The following is a 14,971-nucleotide window of genomic DNA, read 5'->3' as shown; positions in this document are numbered from 1 at the left end:
CATGCGATGAATCGAAAAGAGAGAAGCGATGCCGACCTTTGAAACCCTGCTGGCCTTTTTCGGCGTGGCCGTGCTGCTGGGCCTGAGCCCGGGGCCTGACAACCTGTTCGTGCTCATGCAATCGGCCCAGCGCGGCTGGCGCGTGGGCCTGTGCGTGGTGCTGGGCCTGTGCCTGGGGCTGGTGGTGCATACGGCGGCGGTTGCGTTGGGCCTGGCGGCGCTGGTGGCTGCATCGCCCCTGCTGTTCACCGCCATCAAGCTGTGCGGCGCGGCCTATCTGGCCTGGCTGGCCTGGGGCGCGCTGCGCGCAGTGGCCCGGCCGGGCGAGATGCCGCTGGCCGGCGCAGCCGACCCGCTGACCCCCGCACGGGCGCTGCGCTGGGTGGGGCGTGGCGTGGTGATGAACCTCACCAATCCCAAGGTGCTGATCTTCTTCCTGGCCTTTCTGCCGCAGTTCGCGGACCCCGCACGCGGCAGCGTGGCCACCCAGGTGATGGTGCTGGGCTGCGTGTTCATGCTGGCGGCGCTGCTGGTGTTCGGCGCCATCGCCTGCTGTTCGGGCTGGTTCGGCGTGCTGCTTCAGCGCTCCGTGCGCGCCCAGAACTGGCTCAACCGCGTGGCCGGGCTGGTCTTTCTGGGCATGGCCGTGCGGCTGGCCCTGGTGCAGCGTTAGGAATACTCTGCTTTTCGCTGCGGGCCACGGCGCAAGGGCCGGGCCGTGGCACAGTCCACGCCATGCTTTCTCGATTGCGCAATCTTTCATGGCCTGCCGCCTTGCTGATGGCGGGATTGTCCGGACTGGCCCTGCTGATGGCGGCGGCCTGGCTGGTGGGCAGCCTGTTGAGCCAGCCGGACCACCAGCCTGTCGGCGCGCCGCCCGCGGACTGGCCGGTCCAGACGCTGCAGTTGCCCACCGACGAGGGCGGGCAGGTCCGGGGCTGGTTCGCCAAGGGGCAGCCGGGCCATGGTGCCGTGCTGCTGCTGCACGGCGTGTACGCAGACCGGCTGGCCATGCTGGCGCGTGCGCGCATGCTCCATCGGCAGGGGTACTCCGTCTGCCTGATCGACCTGCCCGCGCACGGCGAAAGCAGTGGCGAGCGCATCAGCTTCGGCATGGTTGAAGGCGCAGGCGTGCGTGCCGCCATGGCCTATGTGCGGCAGCAGCTGCCGGGCGAGAAGGTGGCGGTGATCGGCACATCGCTGGGCGGTGCGGCCCTGCTTTTGTCCCATGTGGCGCCGGGGCCGGATGCTGTGGTGCTGGAGTCCGTGTTCCCCGACATCCGGCAGGCCATAGACAACCGCGTGCGCGCGCACATCGGCTGGCTGGCGGACGTGGTCACGCCCTTGCTGGCGTGGCAGCTGCCGCTGCGCCTGCATCTGGAGCTGGCGCAACTGCGTCCCATCGACCATGTGAGGGCGCTGGGTGCTCCCGTGCTGATCGCTGCCGGCCTGCAGGACCGGCACACCACGCCCGCAGAAACCCGCGAGCTGTTCGATGCGGCGCGTGAACCCAAGGCGCTGTGGATGGTGGAAGGCGCCGCGCATGTGGACCTGTACGACTACGCGCCCAAGCCCTACGAGCAGCGGGTTCTGGGATTCCTGGATCGATATCTGGGCCATTGATGGAGACAATGGCGGGCAGGCCTTGACCTGCCCATCTGACGCCGTCTCCACCAAGCCCATGCCACAGACCACGGCCCACACCATTGCCATTGCCCAGGTCCTGCAGATCGTGCAGGGCGTGCAGCGCAATGGCATGGATGTGCCAGCCATCCTGCGCCGCGCCGGCATTGCGCCGGCCCTGCTGGATGCGCCGCTGTCGCGCGTCACCCAGGCGCAGTACGCGGCGCTGATCCGCGTGCTGCGCCGCGTCTGCCGCGACGAGCTGTGGGGCCTGTGCCGCCATCCGCTGCCCGTGGGCAGTTTTGCCCAGGCCTGCCGCACCATGCTGCCTTGCCGCACGCTGGGGGAGGCATTGCAGGCCGGGCTGCGTTTCTACCGCCTGGTGCTGCGCGACTTCGCTCCCCGGCTGCAGGTGGTGGATGGCGTGGCCCGCATCGCCATGGTGTCGCTGCGCGAGCGTGACGCGCCGCTGGCCTATGCCGAGCGTTCCTTTTGCTTTCTGGGCTATGGCGTCATGTCCTGGCTGGTGTCGCGCAGGATTGAGTTGACGGGCGTGTGTGCGCCGGCCGGAGCCAGCATGCCGTATGGCACGGAGGCGCAGCGCCTGTTCCTGGCGCCGCTGCAGCGGGACCGCGACTTCACGGGGCTGGAGTTCGATGCGCGCTGGCTGGAGCTGCCCGTGGTGCAGACCCCGGAGAGCCTGGCCGAATTCCTGGACCAGGCGGCCATGGGCCTGGTGATCCGCTACCGCGACCGCACGCGCCTGGGCGAGCGCATCCGCCGCCTGCTGCGCCGCGACCTGGCGGGGGAGCTGCCTTCGCTGGAGCAGGTGGGCGCCGCGCTGTCCATGACACCGCAGACGCTGCGCCGCCGCCTGCGCGACGAAGGCCTGGGCTTCCAATCCCTCAAGGACGACTTGCGCCGCGACGCCGCCATCGAATTGCTGAACCGCCCGGATCTGACCCTGGCCGACATCGCGGCCCGCGTGGGGTTTGCGGAGGCCAGCACCTTTCACCGCGCCTTCAAGGGCTGGACCGGCCTGCCGCCGGGCGCCTACCGGCAGGCCCAGCATCGCGGCCGCTGATCTTTTTTGCCAATCATTTTGAGACGATCGGCGATTGGTGGCTGAAGGCCCGGTGGCCACACTGTCCATGGACCCTGCCACTGCGGCAGGGCACACCGCCCCGCCAACGAGGGCGGAGCACCGAAGGACAAGGAGACAAGCCATGGAATCGAGCCGACGCGGCTGCCTGCGGGCAGCGCTGGCATGCGCTGCCAGCGCCTCACTGGGCGCTGCCCTGGGAACGGCATCGCCGATCGCCTTTGCACAGCCGGCAGGCGGTGCCTATCCGTCCAAGCCGCTGCGCATGGTGATTCCCTATCCGGCGGGGGGCGGCACGGACATCATCGGCCGCATCATTGCCCAGCAACTGAGCCAGGCCTGGGGCCAGCCCGTGGTGGTGGAGAACCGGCCGGGCTCCAGCGGCATCATTGGCGGCGACGTGGTGGCCAAGTCGGCGCCCGATGGCTATACGCTGCTGCTGGGGATCACGGCCATGATCCAGTCGCCGGCGCTGTACGCCAAGATGCCTTATGACGTGCTCAAGGACTTTGCCCCCGTATCTCAGGTGGCCCTGTCCTCGGACCTGTTCGTGGTGCCGCGCGACGTGCCGGCCACGACGCTGCAGGAGTTCATCGCCCTGGTCAAGGCCCATCCGGGCAAGTACAGCAACGGTAACTACGGCAACGGCACCTCCTCGCACATGCATGGCGAGCTGCTGCGTGCCCGGGCCGGGCTGGATCTGGCGCTGATTCCCTACAAGGGCGCGGCGCCGCTGGTCAACGATGTGCTGGGCGGACAGCTGTCGTCGGCTTTCATCGACGTGTCTTCGGCCAATGCGCACCTGAAGTCGGACAAGATCCGCATCCTGGCCATCACCGGCATGCAGCGCCATCCGGCGCTGCCCGAGGTGCCCACCTTTGCCGAGCTGGGGCTGGCGGGCTTCGAGGCCAATGGCTGGTTCGCCACCTTCGTGGCGGCGGGAACGCCCCGGCCCATCGTGGACAAGCTCTCGGCCGAGGTGCGACGCATCGTGGCCTCGCCCGAACTCAGCGGGCGCCTGGCGGCCATGGGGCTGCGCCCGGTGGGCGGCACGCCCGAGGAGCTGTCAGCGGCCATGGCGCGCGACCTGCCGCGCTGGGCGCGCATCGTCAAGGATGCGGGAATCAGGCTGGAGTAGCAGGCACTGCGCGTGCCCGCGCCTGTGCCCCGTCTTCGCTGTCGCCAGTGCCCTGGCCCGGCGGCAGGGGCTGTGGCCAGGCAGGCTGCGGCGGCCGCAGCTGCTCCAGCACACGGCTGAGCCGCAGCACGCCCAGGTCGTCAAAGCGCCGGCCCGCGATCTGCACGCCGATGGGCAACTGCCCGTCATGCCCGCAGGGCACGGACGCGGCGGGCTGCTCGGACATGTTGTAGGGCACGGTGAAGGCAATGTGCTCCAGCGGTCGCAGCGGGTCGTTGGTGGGGCTGGGCAGGTGGGCCGGGAAGGCCGTGATGGGCGCCACGGGGGACAGCACATAGTCGAAGGCCGCCGTGGCCCGCACCGTGGCCACGCGCAGCAGGTGCGACTGCTGGCTTGCCACGAACAGCTGGGTGGCGGTGATGGACCCGGCACTGTCGGCCCAGTCGCGGATGAAGGGCAGGACCACGCGGCGCTGGGCGTCCGGCAGCGACTGCATTTCCACATGCGAGCGCATGCGCCAGAAATGGTCGAGGCCGTCGAGCATGTCGCGGGTGAGCCAGGGCTGGATGATCTCGATATGGGCACCGGCCGTTTCCAGCCAGGCCGCAGCCTGCTCCACCACGGCACGCACGCGCGGCTGCAGGGGCAGGCCGCAGCCGGCATCCAGCAGCAGGCCTATGCGCAGGCCGCGCACCTGGGCGGGGTCCATGTCGAAGCCGCTCCAGGCAATGTCCTGGTGCGGCAGGCCCATGCTGTCGCGCGCATCGGGCAGGGACAGGGCCTGCATCATCAGCGCGGCATCGGCCACGCTGCGCGTCATGGGGCCGGCGCAGCGGCCGGTGTAGGGCGGGTCGATGGGCACGCGGCCCAGGCTGGGCTTGAGGCCGAAGATGCCGCACCAGCCTGCGGGCAGGCGGATGGAGCCGCCAATGTCCGTACCCACATGCAGCGGCCCGTAGCCGGCCGCCGCAGCGGCGCCCGCGCCTGCGCTGGAGCCGCCCGGCGTCTTGTCCGGATCCCAGGGGTTGAAGGTGTTGCCGTGCAGCGAGGACAGGCCCGAGGACAGCATGCCGTAGTCGGGCATGGTGGTCTTGGCGAAGAGGATGGCGCCCGCTTCGCGCAGCCGCGCGGCGGGCGGTGCGTCCAGCGGGGCGGCGACCTGGGGCGTGGCGGCCGTGCCCACGGGGGTGGGGTCGCCGCGCGTGGCGATGTTGTCCTTGACCGTGGCGGGGACGCCGTCGAGCAGGCCTGCCGGCTCGCCGCGCAGCCAGCGGGCCTCGCTGGCGCGTGCCTGGGCCAGTGCGGCCTCGGGGCGCAGCAGGTAGGTGGCGCCCAGGGCCGGCTCCCAGCGCTGCACATGGGCCAGCAGCTCGTGCATGACCTCGACGGGCGAGAGGCTGCGCTCCCGGTAGGCGCGCAGCAGCGCATGGGCGGGTAGGTCGTGCAGGGCCTGTGTCGTTCCAGTCATCGCGGCTTCCTCGAGGGTTGCGGTTCCAGCGGCAGATCTGCCGCAGTGTGGACCGGGGCCACCGGCGCGCCTGTCGCCTGTGGCTCAGCCGGTGCGCGGTTCAGGTGGCCCAGGACAGTGCCGAAAGATCGTTGACGAAGATGGGCATGTCCTTCCACAGTCCGCGCAGGTTCTTGTTGGCCACGGTGACCCATTGCGGCGTGTAGAGGAAGGCGTGCACGCAATCCTGGGCCAGCAGGCGCTGGGCATCGCCCAGCAGGCGCGAGCGGTCGGCGGGGCGCGAGGCGTTCTTGATCTTGTCGTACAGCTCGTTGAACTGGGACGACTGGTAGCCCCAGTAGTAATCGGGCTTGGCGAAGTTGCCCAGGTCGAAGGGCTCGACATGGGAGATCAGCGTCAGGTCGTAGTTCTTGAGGGTGTAGGTGCCCGACAGCCACTGCGCCCATTCGACGTTCTGCAGCTTGGCGCGGATGCCGATCTTGGCCAGCTGCGCGGCAATCACCTCGCCGCCCTGGCGCGCGTAGGGCGTGGGCGGCAGGGTCATGGTCAGCTCCAGCGGGGTCTTGACGCCGGCCTCGGCCAGCAGCGCCTTGGCCTTTTCCACGTCGAAGGGGTTGATGCCCGTGGTGTCCACGTAGCCGAAGGCCGTGGGCACGTAGTAGCTGCCGATGGGCAGGCCGTAGCCGTCGCCCGCGCCGTCGATCACGGCCTTGCGGTCGATGGCCGCGGCGATGGCGCGGCGCACGCGCGCGTCGCCCAGGGGCTTGCGTGCGTTGTTCATGGCCAGGATGGTCTTGGCGCGCGAGCCGCTGACCACGACCTGGAAGCGCCCGTTGGCCTTGAACTGGGCCACGCTGCGCGGCGTCACGCGCGGAAAGGCATCGACGTCGCCAGCCAGCAGCGCAGCGACCTGGGCCGCAGGGTCGGAGATGAAGCGAAAGCTGGCGCGGCGAATGCGCAGGCCGGAGGCCATGCGATGCTGCGGCCAGGCCGTGAGCGTGACCGAGGCGCCCTTGCTCCAGTTGCCCAACTGGTAGGGGCCCGTGCCCACGGGGCGCGTGGCGTTGGTGGCCGCGCTCTTGGGCTCGACGATGATGGACGTCGCCTGGCCGAGCACGAAGAGGAAGTCGGGATCGATGTCCTTGTTGATCACGACCACGGTGTGGTCGTCCACCACGCGCGTGGACAGGGAGGCGAAGGTCCGCTTGTCCTTGTTGGTGCTCTTGTCGTCGCCCGCCCGGTCGAAGGAATACTTCACGCTGTGGGCGTTGCAGGGCTCGCCGTTCTGAAAACTCACGCCCTTGCGCAGGCGGAAGGTGTAGGTCTTGAGGTCGGGCGAGACCTCCCAGCTCTCGGCCAGCAGCGGCGAGACGCTGCCGTCCGGGTTGATCTTGGTCAGCGTCTCGAACAGGTTGTAGAGCACGATCTCGCCGATGGACGATGCGGCGCCGGCCGTGGGGTCCAGCCCCGGGGGCTCCAGCGTCATCGCCAGCGTGATGCTGTCCTTGCGGCTCTGGGCCAGCGCAGGCCAGGGCATCAGCAGGGGCAGGCCGGCAGCAGCGGAGCTGGCCAGCAGGGAACGGCGGTTGAACATGAACAGGTCTCCGGAAATTCTTGCAGATGGTTCTCGGGCCGCTGTCTGCGGCCTGCAGCAGTGTTTTTACACCACGGCGCACGGGTGCGTGGCCCTGGGGGCCTGGTCCGCGCGGGCGGCCGTCAGCTTTCAGGCCCGATGCTGCAGGGCGATGCGCGGCACGGCCCGGACCAGGGCCTGCGTATACGGGTGCTGCGGGGCGTGGAACAGCTGCTGCGGCGCTCCGCGCTCGACGATGCGGCCCTCGCTGAGCACGATGGCGTCGTCGCACAGGTGCTGGACCACGGCCAGGTCGTGGCTGATGAACAGATAGGACAGGCCCAGCTGCTGCTGCAGATCGTGCAGCAGGTTCAGCACCTGGGCCTGCACCGAGACGTCCAGCGCGCTCACGGGCTCATCGGCCACGATGAGGCGGGGCCGTGTGATCAATGCCCGCGCAATGGCGATGCGCTGGCGCTGGCCGCCCGAGAACTCGTGCGGGTACTTGTCCAGATCCTGCGCGCGCAGGCCGACCTGTTCCAGCGTGGCGCGGGCCAGGTCGCGCCGGGCGGTGCGTTCGGGCGACGCAGGCTGTGCGAGCAGGGGTTCGCAGACGATGTGCTCCACCGTCATGCGCGGGTCCAGCGAGCCGTAGGGGTCCTGGAACACCATCTGGAAGTCGCGGCGTGCCGTCCGCAGTGCCTGGCGGCCCAACTGGTGCAGATCCTGGCCCAGCAGCCGCACGCTGCCGGCGCTGGGCGTGTCCAGCGCCATGACCAGGCGTGCCAGCGTGGACTTGCCCGAGCCCGACTCGCCCACCACACCCAGGCTGCGCCCCGCCGTCAGCGTGAAATCCACGCCGCGCAGCGCATGCACCTGCTCCGGCGCGCGCCACAGCGACCGGCGTGGCAACTGGTAGCTGCGGGCCAGGCCTGTCACTTGCAGCAGGGGTGTATCGGAGGCCGGTGGCGTCTGGACCGGTGGCGCCTGGAGGGGGTGCCCTGTCATGCGCATTCCTGTGCAGGCAGGCCCTGTGCAATGGCCTCGGGGCGCAGGCAGCGCACCACATGCGGCTGTGCCCAGGCCTGCAGGGATGCGGGCGTGGGCCGCTGCAGGCGCTCCAGTACCACGGGGCGCGGGCGCTCGCTGTGGCAGGCCGGCTCGGTGAAGCTGCAGCGGCCCGCGAAGGCGCAGCCGGCCGGCAGGTCCACCAGCTCGGGCACGGTGCCGGCAATGGTGGGCAGCCGGGCCGGCGGCAGGCTGCCGGGGGCGGACAGGTCCAGCTGGGGCCTGGCCGCGAACAGGCCGCGCGTATAGGGATGGGCGCGGCGCGCGAAGATGGCCTCGGTCATGCCGCTTTCGACCACGCTGCCGCCGTACATGACCAGCAACTGCTCCACGTTCTGCGCGATCACGCCCAGGTCGTGCGAGATCAGCAGCAGGGCCATGGAATGCTCGGCCACCAGTTCCTGCAGCAGGTCCAGGATTTGCTGCTGAACGGTCACGTCCAGCGCCGTCGTGGGTTCGTCGGCAATCAGCAGGTCGGGCCCGCAGGCCAGGGCCATGGCGATGGTGATGCGCTGGCGCTGGCCGCCCGAGAACTGGTGCGGATAGTCGTCATAGCGCTGGGCCGCACGGGCAATGCCCACGCGCTCCAGCAGCGCCACCGCATGCGCGCGCGCGGCCTGGCGGCCCAGGCGCAGGTGATGGCGCAGCGGCTCGGCCACCTGGCGGCCGATGCCGTGCACGGGGTTCAACGCCGTCATCGGCTCCTGGAACACCATGGCCATGCGGTTGCCGCGCAGGCGGCACAGCGCGTTCTCGTCCATGTCCAGCAGCTCCTTGCCGTTGAGCTGGATGCTGCCGTCCACCTGCGCATGCTCGGGCAGCAGGCCCATCAGCGCCAGGGCGGTCAGCGACTTGCCGCAGCCCGACTCGCCGATCAGGCCCAGCGTGGCGCCGCGCTCCAGGATGAACTCCAGGTTCTGCACGGCGCGCGCGCGGCCGCGCGGGGTCTGCAAGGTGATGGTGAGGCCGGAGACTTCGAGCAGGGGCATGGGCGCGTGCCTTCCTCAGCGCTGGCGCGACAGGCGCGGGTCGAGCAGATCGCGCAGCCCGTCGCCCAGCAGGTTGAGCCCGAGCACCGACAGCGCAATGGCCAGGCCCGGCCACACGGCCAGCAGCGGTGCCTGGAACATGAGGGTCTGCGCCTCGCTGAGCATGCGGCCCCAGGAGGCCTGGGGCGGCTGCGTGCCCAGGCCCAGATAGGACAGGGCGGCCTCGGCCAGAATGGCCAGCGCGAACTGGATGGTGGCCTGCACCACCAGCACCGGCAGGATGTTGGGCAGCACATGGCGCCAGGTGATGCTGGCGCGGCCATGGCCGCAGGCGCGTGCGGCCAGCACGTATTCGCGCGCCCACACGGCCTTGGCCGATGCCCGCGTGATGCGCGCGAAGGTGGGGATGTTGAAGATGCCGATGGCAATGATGGCGTTGACGATGCCCGCGCCGAACACGGCCGTGAGCATGATGGCCGACAGCAGCGCGGGAAAGGCAAAGCTGAAATCGGCCAGCCGCATGATGGCCTCTTCCACCCAGCCCCTGCAGGCTGCCGCGACCAGGCCCAGCGCCACGCCCATCGACAGCCCGATGCCCACGGCAATCACGCCGACCAGGATGGAGCTGCGCGCGCCCAGGAACAGCAGCGAGGCCACGTCCCGCCCATAGGCGTCGGTGCCCAGCCAGTGCAGGGCGCCCGGTGCAGCCAGCTTGGCGTCCATGTCCATGTCGTAGGCAGAGCCAGGCGTCCACCAGAAAGACAGCAGGGCCGTGAGCAGCAGCAGCGCGGTCAGCACCGCTCCCAGCAGGAAGCTGCGGTGGCCCAGCATGCGCCGGCCCGCTCCGGCGGGCGCGCCCAGGGTGACGGCCCGCGTGGGCCGGTGGCCCGCTGGCGAGGTGGAGGGCGGGGGCGAAGGAGGGCTGTGCGGCTGGCTCATACGTCGCTGGCTTCGATGCGCGGATCAATGGCCGCGTACAGCACGTCCACGATGAAGTTGATGACCACCACCATGGCTGCCAGCAGCAGCACGCAGTTGCGCACCACGATCAGGTCGCGGTTGGCGATGGACTGGAAGATCAGCCGGCCCAGGCCCGGCAGGTAGAACACGTTCTCCACCACGATGGTGCCGGCCAGCAACTGGGCGAACTGCAGGCCCATGACCGTGAGCACGGGAATCATGGCGTTGCGTAGCACATGGCCCCAGAGCACGGCACGGCGCGACAGTCCCTTTGCGCGGGCCGTGCGCACGAAGTCCTCGCGCAGCACCTCCAGCACGGCCGAGCGCGTGATGCGCGCCAGGATGGCCGCCTGCACCACGGCCAGCGAGATGGCCGGCAGCAGCAGCGCCTGCAGTGCCTGCAGCGGGCCGCCGCCGTCGGCCTCGCTCCAGCCGGGAAAGCCGCCGGCGGAAAACCATTGCAGCTTCACCGAGAACACCAGGATCAGCAGGATGGCAAACCAGAAATTGGGGATGGCGATGCCGACCTGTGCCAGGCCCATGATGCCCAGGTCGCCCCAGCGGTTGTGGCGCGATGCGGCATAGATGCCGGCGGCCAGTGCCAGCACGGTCGTGATGAGCATGGCCATCACGGCCAGCGGCGCGGTGACGGCCAGCCGCTCCAGCACCAGCTCGCTGACCGGTGTGCTGTAGGCGTAGCTCAGGCCCATGTCGCCGTGCAGCAGCCCCTGCAGCCACTGCAGGTAGCGCTGCCAGGCCGGCTGGTCCAGCCCCAGTTGCACGGCCAGCGCGTGCACCGCCTCGGGCGCGGCATCGGGACCCATCAGCGTCTGGGCGGCATTGCCGGGCAGCACCTCCAGCACGCCGAAAACCACGGCCGATGCGCCCAGCAGCGTGGCTGCCAGCATCAGCAGGCGCTTGAGCAGAAAGATGCTCATGGGCAATCGGTCTCGGCAGGGTGGGGGGCGGTCACGTCGGCGGAGTGGGTGGGTTGTTCTTGGAAGGGCCCGAATGGTACTGCGCACGGCCCATGCGCGCAGCATAGCGGCCTTTGACGCAGCAGGGCCCCGATGGACGGGGACGCGGCCATCGATTTCAGGGCGCCGGGCTTGCCCGTGCAGCCTCCATGCTTATGTGGTGGACAGGATAATGGCGGCATGACTGATGCCACCTTGCTGCAAGGCCCGTTCGGGGCGCATGGGCCCGCCCGGCCCGGAGCGTGGCTGGCACTTGCGAGGGACCTGCCATGGCTTTGATGATCACCGACGAATGCATCAACTGCGATGTCTGCGAGCCCGAGTGCCCGAACGATGCGATCTCCATGGGCGAGGAGTACTACGAGATCGAGCACAGCAAGTGCACGGAGTGCGTGGGCCATTTCGATGAGCCCCAGTGCGTGCAGATCTGCCCGGTGGCCTGCATTCCCGTGAATCCCGCCCATGTGGAAGACCGCGAGACGCTGATGCAGAAGTACCTGCGTCTGCAGTCCCAGGCTCCCGCTTCTTCCTGAACGCTCAGCCCTTGTCGCTCTCGGCCGTGGCCGGGCGTGCGGGCTTGGGGCGTGGCGGCTTGGTGGTGTGGATCAGCAAGGTTGCCTTGTCCATGTTGCCGGCCTGCAGTTCGGGCCAGGCCTTGAGGGAGTGGGCGATGCTGTCCTCGATCAGCTGGCGCTGGTCGGGCGCGGGCTTCTTGAGAACCCAGTTGGCGACTTCGGCCTTGTGGCCCGGATGGCCTATGCCTATGCGCAGCCGCCAGTAGTCGGCCGAGCCCAGCTGGGCATGGATATCGCGCAGGCCGTTGTGGCCACCGTGGCTGCCGCCGCGCTTGAGCTTGACCTGGCCGGGCTCGAAGTCCAGTTCGTCATGGACCACGAGGACCTCCTCGGGCTGGATCTTGAAGAAGCGCGCCAGCGCGCCCACCGACTTGCCCGACAGGTTCATGAAGGTCTGCGGCTGCAGCAGCCAGACGTTCTCGCCGCGCACGCTGGCACGGGCCATGAGGCCGAAGTAGCTGCGCTCGGGCACCAGCTGGACCTTGAGTTCGCGCGCCAGCGCATCAATCCACCAAAAGCCCGCGTTGTGGCGGGTGTCCTCATACTCCGGCCCGGGGTTGCCCAGGCCGACAAACAATTTGATCATCGGGCGATTATCTCCATGGCGGCCGCAGCAGGCGGGCGAGGGTGCTCCTCCATGCAAAAGGCCCACGCGAGGTGGGCCTTTTGCAGGTTTGCGGCAGCCGGGGCCACCGCAAGGGAAAGCCAAGAATTACTTCTTGCCCTTCTTGGCCGGAGCGGCCGGGGCTGCCACGGGAGCTGCCGATGCATCAGGAGCCACTTCGGGCAGCTTGATGGAGATCAGGGCGGGGTTCTTGTTGGAACCGCGCACCACGGCCTTCACGCCGTTGGGCAGCTTGAGGCCTTGCAGGCCCAGGGTGGACTTGGAAGTCAGGCCGCTCAGGTCCACGGTGATGAACTCGGGCAGTTGGGCGGGCATGCACACCACGTCCAGTTCATGGACCAGGGGAGTGATCGTGCAGTTCTCGACCTTGACGGCCTGGGACTGTTCCATGCCTTCGAAGTGCAGCGGCACCTTCAGGTGAACCTTGGTCTTGTCGTCAACGCGCTGGAAGTCCACGTGCAGGATGAGCTGCTTGTAGGGGTGGAATTGCACGTCGCGCAGCACGACCTTGGAGGTCTGGCCGTTGACTTCCATGTCCAGGATGCTGGAGTGGAACACTTCCTTCTTCAGGGCGTGCCACAGGGCGTTGTGATCGATTTCGATCAGTTGGGCTTCGGCAGCACCGCCGTAGACGATGCCAGGGGCCTTGCCCGAATTGCGCAGACGGCGGCTCGCACCCGTACCTTGCTTGGCGCGCTCAAAAGCGACGAATTGCATAACTAACTCCTAGATGGATGGACCGCGACCAGCCTCATCCGTTGATAAAAGAACGCCTGTCCGATGCGGACCAGGCTGCTCTTGCGGTGTCCCGGGGTGGTCCTGAAACCACTCCGGAACGCGCAAACCTCCCGAAGGAGGTTTGCTGGGTTCCGACCACAGGGGCCGATATTTTATTCAGAGAACAGGCTCAGCACCGAATCACCGGTGGAAATCCGCTGGATCGTCTGGGCAATCAGGGGTGCCACGGACAGTTGGCGGATCTTGCCGCAGGCCTGTGCCTCGGCGCTCAGGGGAATGGTGTTGGTCACCACGACCTCGTCCAGGGCGTTGCCGTTGCCGATGCGCTCGATGGCCGGACCCGAGAAGATCGGGTGCGTGCAGTAGGCATAGACACTCTTGGCGCCGCGCTGCTTGAGCACTTCGGCCGCCTTCACCAGCGTGCCGGCGGTGTCGATCATGTCATCCATGATCACGCAGTTGCGGCCGTCGATATCGCCGATGACATGCATGACTTCGGAGACATTCGCCTTGGGGCGGCGCTTGTCGATGATGGCCAGGTCGCAGCCGAGCTGCTTGGCCAGCGCACGTGCGCGGACCACGCCGCCGACGTCAGGGGAGACGACGATCAGGTCTTCGTAGTTCTTCTGGCGCAGATCGCCCAGCAGCACCGGCGTGGCATAGATGTTGTCCACGGGGATGTCGAAGAAGCCCTGGATCTGGTCTGCGTGCAGGTCCATGGTCAGGACGCGCTCGACGCCCACTGCCTGCAGCATGTTGGCCACGACCTTGGCCGTGATCGGCACGCGGGTGGAGCGCGGGCGGCGGTCCTGGCGGGCGTAGCCGAAGTAGGGAATCACCGCGCAGATGCGCTCGGCCGATGCACGCTTGAGCGCGTCCACCATGACCAGCAGTTCCATCAGGTTGTCGTTGGTCGGTGCGCAGGTGGATTGCACGACGAAGACGTCGCGCGTACGCACGTTCTGCTTGATCTCGACGGCGACTTCTCCATCGGAGAAACGACCCACGTCGGCTGCGCCCAGCGTGGTGCCGAGGTGCTGAACGATTTCAGTGGCCATGCCAGGATTGGCATTGCCGGTGAAGACCATGATGTCAGGATGATGTGAATGCATTGAGCGCCCCAGTACGATGGGTTTGCCTTGACGCGAAAGACGTTTGGCAGGGGAGGAAGGACTCGAACCCTCGCATGCCGGAATCAAAATCCGGTGCCTTTACCAACTTGGCGACTCCCCTACACAGGCCTTCTGCCGCAGGCAGACAGCCTATAAACTTTCATCTTTCAGCCAATCCTTGAGAGGATGGGCCTGCAGATTGCTGCAAACTCTGACATTCCAGGCGCCAGGGGCATCCTTTAAGTCAATCGTTTGCGTCAGTGGTGCAAATACTGCACTTCCTGAGCCCGTCATTCTAGCATGCAGTTTTAGTGAGTTTAGCCAATCGATGGCTTTTTTCACTTCAGGCTGCAGCCTTTCGGCGACAGGCTGCAAGTCGTTTTGGCCAAAGCCATAGTGATCTGCAGCAAAGTCTTCGATTGTAGCATGGGCATGATCGCGCTTGAGGGTTGCGTCGCGGAAGATGGACAGGGTCTCCAGCCCCGCCTCGGGCTTGACCACCACGAACCGCTGGGGCGGCAGGGCGTGGGCCTGTTCCAGCGGCGTGATGTGCTCGCCTATACCTTCCACCCAGGCGGAGTTGCCGCACAGAAAGAAGGGCACATCGGCGCCCAGGTCCAGTGCAATGCGCTGCAGCTCGCGCCGCGTCAGGTTCAACTGCCACAGGCGGTTCAGTGCGATCAGGGTCGATGCCGCATCCGACGAGCCCCCGCCCATCCCGGCCTGCGCCGGCAGGCGCTTTTCCACGCCGATGTGCACGCCCGCGCGGCAGCCGGTGGCCTGCTGCAGAGCCCGTGCGGCCCGCACGATGAGATCGTCGGCAGGAAGTGCCATGCCCGACAGGTCCTCGCGGCTGATCTGGCCGTCGCCACGCCTGTCGAAATGCAGCGTGTCATGCCAGTCCAACAGCATGAAGACCGATTGCAGAAGGTGATAGCCATCGGCGCGGCGGCCGGTGATGTGGAGGAACAGGTTGAGCTTGGCCGGAGCCGGCACGTCGTGGAGCGAGCGCATGGGCTGGAG

Annotated in this window: 15 protein-coding genes and 1 tRNA gene; 5 read left to right on the top strand and 11 right to left on the bottom strand. The window is 68.1% G+C overall.

From position 1 onward, the window contains the following. Positions 1–28: 28 nt before the first annotated feature. The 4 genes from DACI_RS27555 (at position 29) to DACI_RS27540 (ending at position 3,863) form a co-directional block, all read left to right on the top strand. On the top strand, positions 29–673 hold the full coding sequence (locus DACI_RS27555; RefSeq protein ID WP_012207244.1) for a LysE family translocator: 645 nt from the start codon (positions 29–31) through the stop codon (positions 671–673). 107 nt (positions 674–780) lie between these two features. Beyond that, a complete protein-coding gene (locus DACI_RS27550) occupies positions 781–1,623 on the top strand; it encodes an alpha/beta hydrolase (RefSeq protein ID WP_043783694.1) in 843 nt (280 codons plus the stop codon). Between the two features lie 58 nt (positions 1,624–1,681). Then, a complete protein-coding gene (locus DACI_RS27545; protein WP_012207242.1) occupies positions 1,682–2,707 on the top strand; it encodes an AraC family transcriptional regulator in 1,026 nt (341 codons plus the stop codon). 142 nt (positions 2,708–2,849) lie between these two features. After that, entirely contained in the window at positions 2,850–3,863 is a 1,014-nt protein-coding gene (locus tag DACI_RS27540; protein WP_012207241.1) for a Bug family tripartite tricarboxylate transporter substrate binding protein, read from the top strand. Here the strand turns inward: DACI_RS27540 and DACI_RS27535 are convergent. The 6 genes from DACI_RS27535 to DACI_RS27510 form a co-directional block, all read right to left on the bottom strand. Beyond that, positions 3,850–5,331 (bottom strand): amidase, encoded by a 1,482-nt coding sequence (locus tag DACI_RS27535; RefSeq protein WP_012207240.1) that lies wholly within the window; start codon positions 5,329–5,331, stop codon positions 3,850–3,852. The genes DACI_RS27540 and DACI_RS27535 overlap by 14 nt on opposite strands. Positions 5,332–5,431: 100 nt before the next feature. Further along, on the bottom strand, positions 5,432–6,925 hold the full coding sequence (locus tag DACI_RS27530; RefSeq protein WP_012207239.1) for an ABC transporter substrate-binding protein: 1,494 nt from the start codon (positions 6,923–6,925) through the stop codon (positions 5,432–5,434). Between the two features lie 129 nt (positions 6,926–7,054). Further along, a complete protein-coding gene (locus DACI_RS27525; protein WP_012207238.1) occupies positions 7,055–7,912 on the bottom strand; it encodes an ATP-binding cassette domain-containing protein in 858 nt (285 codons plus the stop codon). Then, positions 7,909–8,961: an ABC transporter ATP-binding protein gene (locus DACI_RS27520; protein WP_012207237.1), complete on the bottom strand. Its 1,053-nt coding sequence runs from the start codon at positions 8,959–8,961 to the stop codon at positions 7,909–7,911. Before DACI_RS27520 ends, DACI_RS27525 begins: the two co-directional genes overlap by 4 nt. 15 nt (positions 8,962–8,976) lie before the next feature. Then, on the bottom strand, positions 8,977–9,900 hold the full coding sequence (locus tag DACI_RS27515) for an ABC transporter permease (RefSeq protein ID WP_012207236.1): 924 nt from the start codon (positions 9,898–9,900) through the stop codon (positions 8,977–8,979). Continuing rightward, positions 9,897–10,859: an ABC transporter permease gene (locus DACI_RS27510; protein ID WP_043782808.1), complete on the bottom strand. Its 963-nt coding sequence runs from the start codon at positions 10,857–10,859 to the stop codon at positions 9,897–9,899. Before DACI_RS27510 ends, DACI_RS27515 begins: the two co-directional genes overlap by 4 nt. Before the next feature lie 308 nt (positions 10,860–11,167). Between DACI_RS27510 and DACI_RS27505 the strand changes: the two genes are divergently transcribed. Beyond that, positions 11,168–11,431: a YfhL family 4Fe-4S dicluster ferredoxin gene (locus DACI_RS27505; RefSeq protein ID WP_012207234.1), complete on the top strand. Its 264-nt coding sequence runs from the start codon at positions 11,168–11,170 to the stop codon at positions 11,429–11,431. 4 nt (positions 11,432–11,435) lie between these two features. Here the strand turns inward: DACI_RS27505 and pth are convergent, their stop codons facing one another. From pth to ispE, 5 genes are all read right to left on the bottom strand, one after another. Further along, the gene (gene pth / locus DACI_RS27500) at positions 11,436–12,059 is read right to left on the bottom strand and encodes an aminoacyl-tRNA hydrolase (protein ID WP_012207233.1); all 624 of its coding nucleotides are present in this window, start codon (positions 12,057–12,059) and stop codon (positions 11,436–11,438) included. Between the two features lie 126 nt (positions 12,060–12,185). Further along, a complete protein-coding gene (locus tag DACI_RS27495) occupies positions 12,186–12,815 on the bottom strand; it encodes a 50S ribosomal protein L25/general stress protein Ctc (RefSeq protein ID WP_012207232.1) in 630 nt (209 codons plus the stop codon). Positions 12,816–12,988: 173 nt separating this feature from the next. Further along, the gene (locus tag DACI_RS27490) at positions 12,989–13,948 is read right to left on the bottom strand and encodes a ribose-phosphate pyrophosphokinase (protein ID WP_012207231.1); all 960 of its coding nucleotides are present in this window, start codon (positions 13,946–13,948) and stop codon (positions 12,989–12,991) included. A gap of 44 nt (positions 13,949–13,992) precedes the next feature. After that, positions 13,993–14,069, bottom strand: a tRNA-Gln gene (locus tag DACI_RS27485). A gap of 29 nt (positions 14,070–14,098) precedes the next feature. Next, positions 14,099–14,962, bottom strand: coding sequence for a 4-(cytidine 5'-diphospho)-2-C-methyl-D-erythritol kinase (gene ispE, locus DACI_RS27480; protein WP_012207230.1), 864 nt, complete (start codon positions 14,960–14,962; stop codon positions 14,099–14,101). Positions 14,963–14,971: the final 9 nt, after the last annotated feature.

The sequence above is a fragment of the Delftia acidovorans SPH-1 genome, assembly GCF_000018665.1.
GTDB lineage: Bacteria > Pseudomonadota > Gammaproteobacteria > Burkholderiales > Burkholderiaceae_C > Comamonas > Comamonas acidovorans.
This window is presented reverse-complemented; position numbering and strand designations above follow the sequence as displayed.

Bases quoted from the DNA above. Each gene is read 5' to 3' on its own strand.
- DACI_RS27555 (WP_012207244.1), top strand. From the start codon at position 29: ATGCCGACCTTTGAAACCCTGCTGGCCTTTTTCGGCGTGGCCGTGCTG.
- DACI_RS27550 (WP_043783694.1), top strand. From the start codon at position 781: ATGGCGGGATTGTCCGGACTGGCCCTGCTGATGGCGGCGGCCTGGCTG.
- DACI_RS27545 (WP_012207242.1), top strand. From the start codon at position 1,682: ATGCCACAGACCACGGCCCACACCATTGCCATTGCCCAGGTCCTGCAG.
- DACI_RS27540 (WP_012207241.1), top strand. From the start codon at position 2,850: ATGGAATCGAGCCGACGCGGCTGCCTGCGGGCAGCGCTGGCATGCGCT.
- DACI_RS27535 (WP_012207240.1), bottom strand. From the start codon at position 5,331: ATGACTGGAACGACACAGGCCCTGCACGACCTACCCGCCCATGCGCTG.
- DACI_RS27530 (WP_012207239.1), bottom strand. From the start codon at position 6,925: ATGTTCAACCGCCGTTCCCTGCTGGCCAGCTCCGCTGCTGCCGGCCTG.
- DACI_RS27525 (WP_012207238.1), bottom strand. From the start codon at position 7,912: ATGACAGGGCACCCCCTCCAGGCGCCACCGGTCCAGACGCCACCGGCC.
- DACI_RS27520 (WP_012207237.1), bottom strand. From the start codon at position 8,961: ATGCCCCTGCTCGAAGTCTCCGGCCTCACCATCACCTTGCAGACCCCG.
- DACI_RS27515 (WP_012207236.1), bottom strand. From the start codon at position 9,900: ATGAGCCAGCCGCACAGCCCTCCTTCGCCCCCGCCCTCCACCTCGCCA.
- DACI_RS27510 (WP_043782808.1), bottom strand. From the start codon at position 10,859: ATGAGCATCTTTCTGCTCAAGCGCCTGCTGATGCTGGCAGCCACGCTG.
- DACI_RS27505 (WP_012207234.1), top strand. From the start codon at position 11,168: ATGGCTTTGATGATCACCGACGAATGCATCAACTGCGATGTCTGCGAG.
- pth (WP_012207233.1), bottom strand. From the start codon at position 12,059: ATGATCAAATTGTTTGTCGGCCTGGGCAACCCCGGGCCGGAGTATGAG.
- DACI_RS27495 (WP_012207232.1), bottom strand. From the start codon at position 12,815: ATGCAATTCGTCGCTTTTGAGCGCGCCAAGCAAGGTACGGGTGCGAGC.
- DACI_RS27490 (WP_012207231.1), bottom strand. From the start codon at position 13,948: ATGCATTCACATCATCCTGACATCATGGTCTTCACCGGCAATGCCAAT.
- ispE (WP_012207230.1), bottom strand. From the start codon at position 14,962: ATGCGCTCGCTCCACGACGTGCCGGCTCCGGCCAAGCTCAACCTGTTC.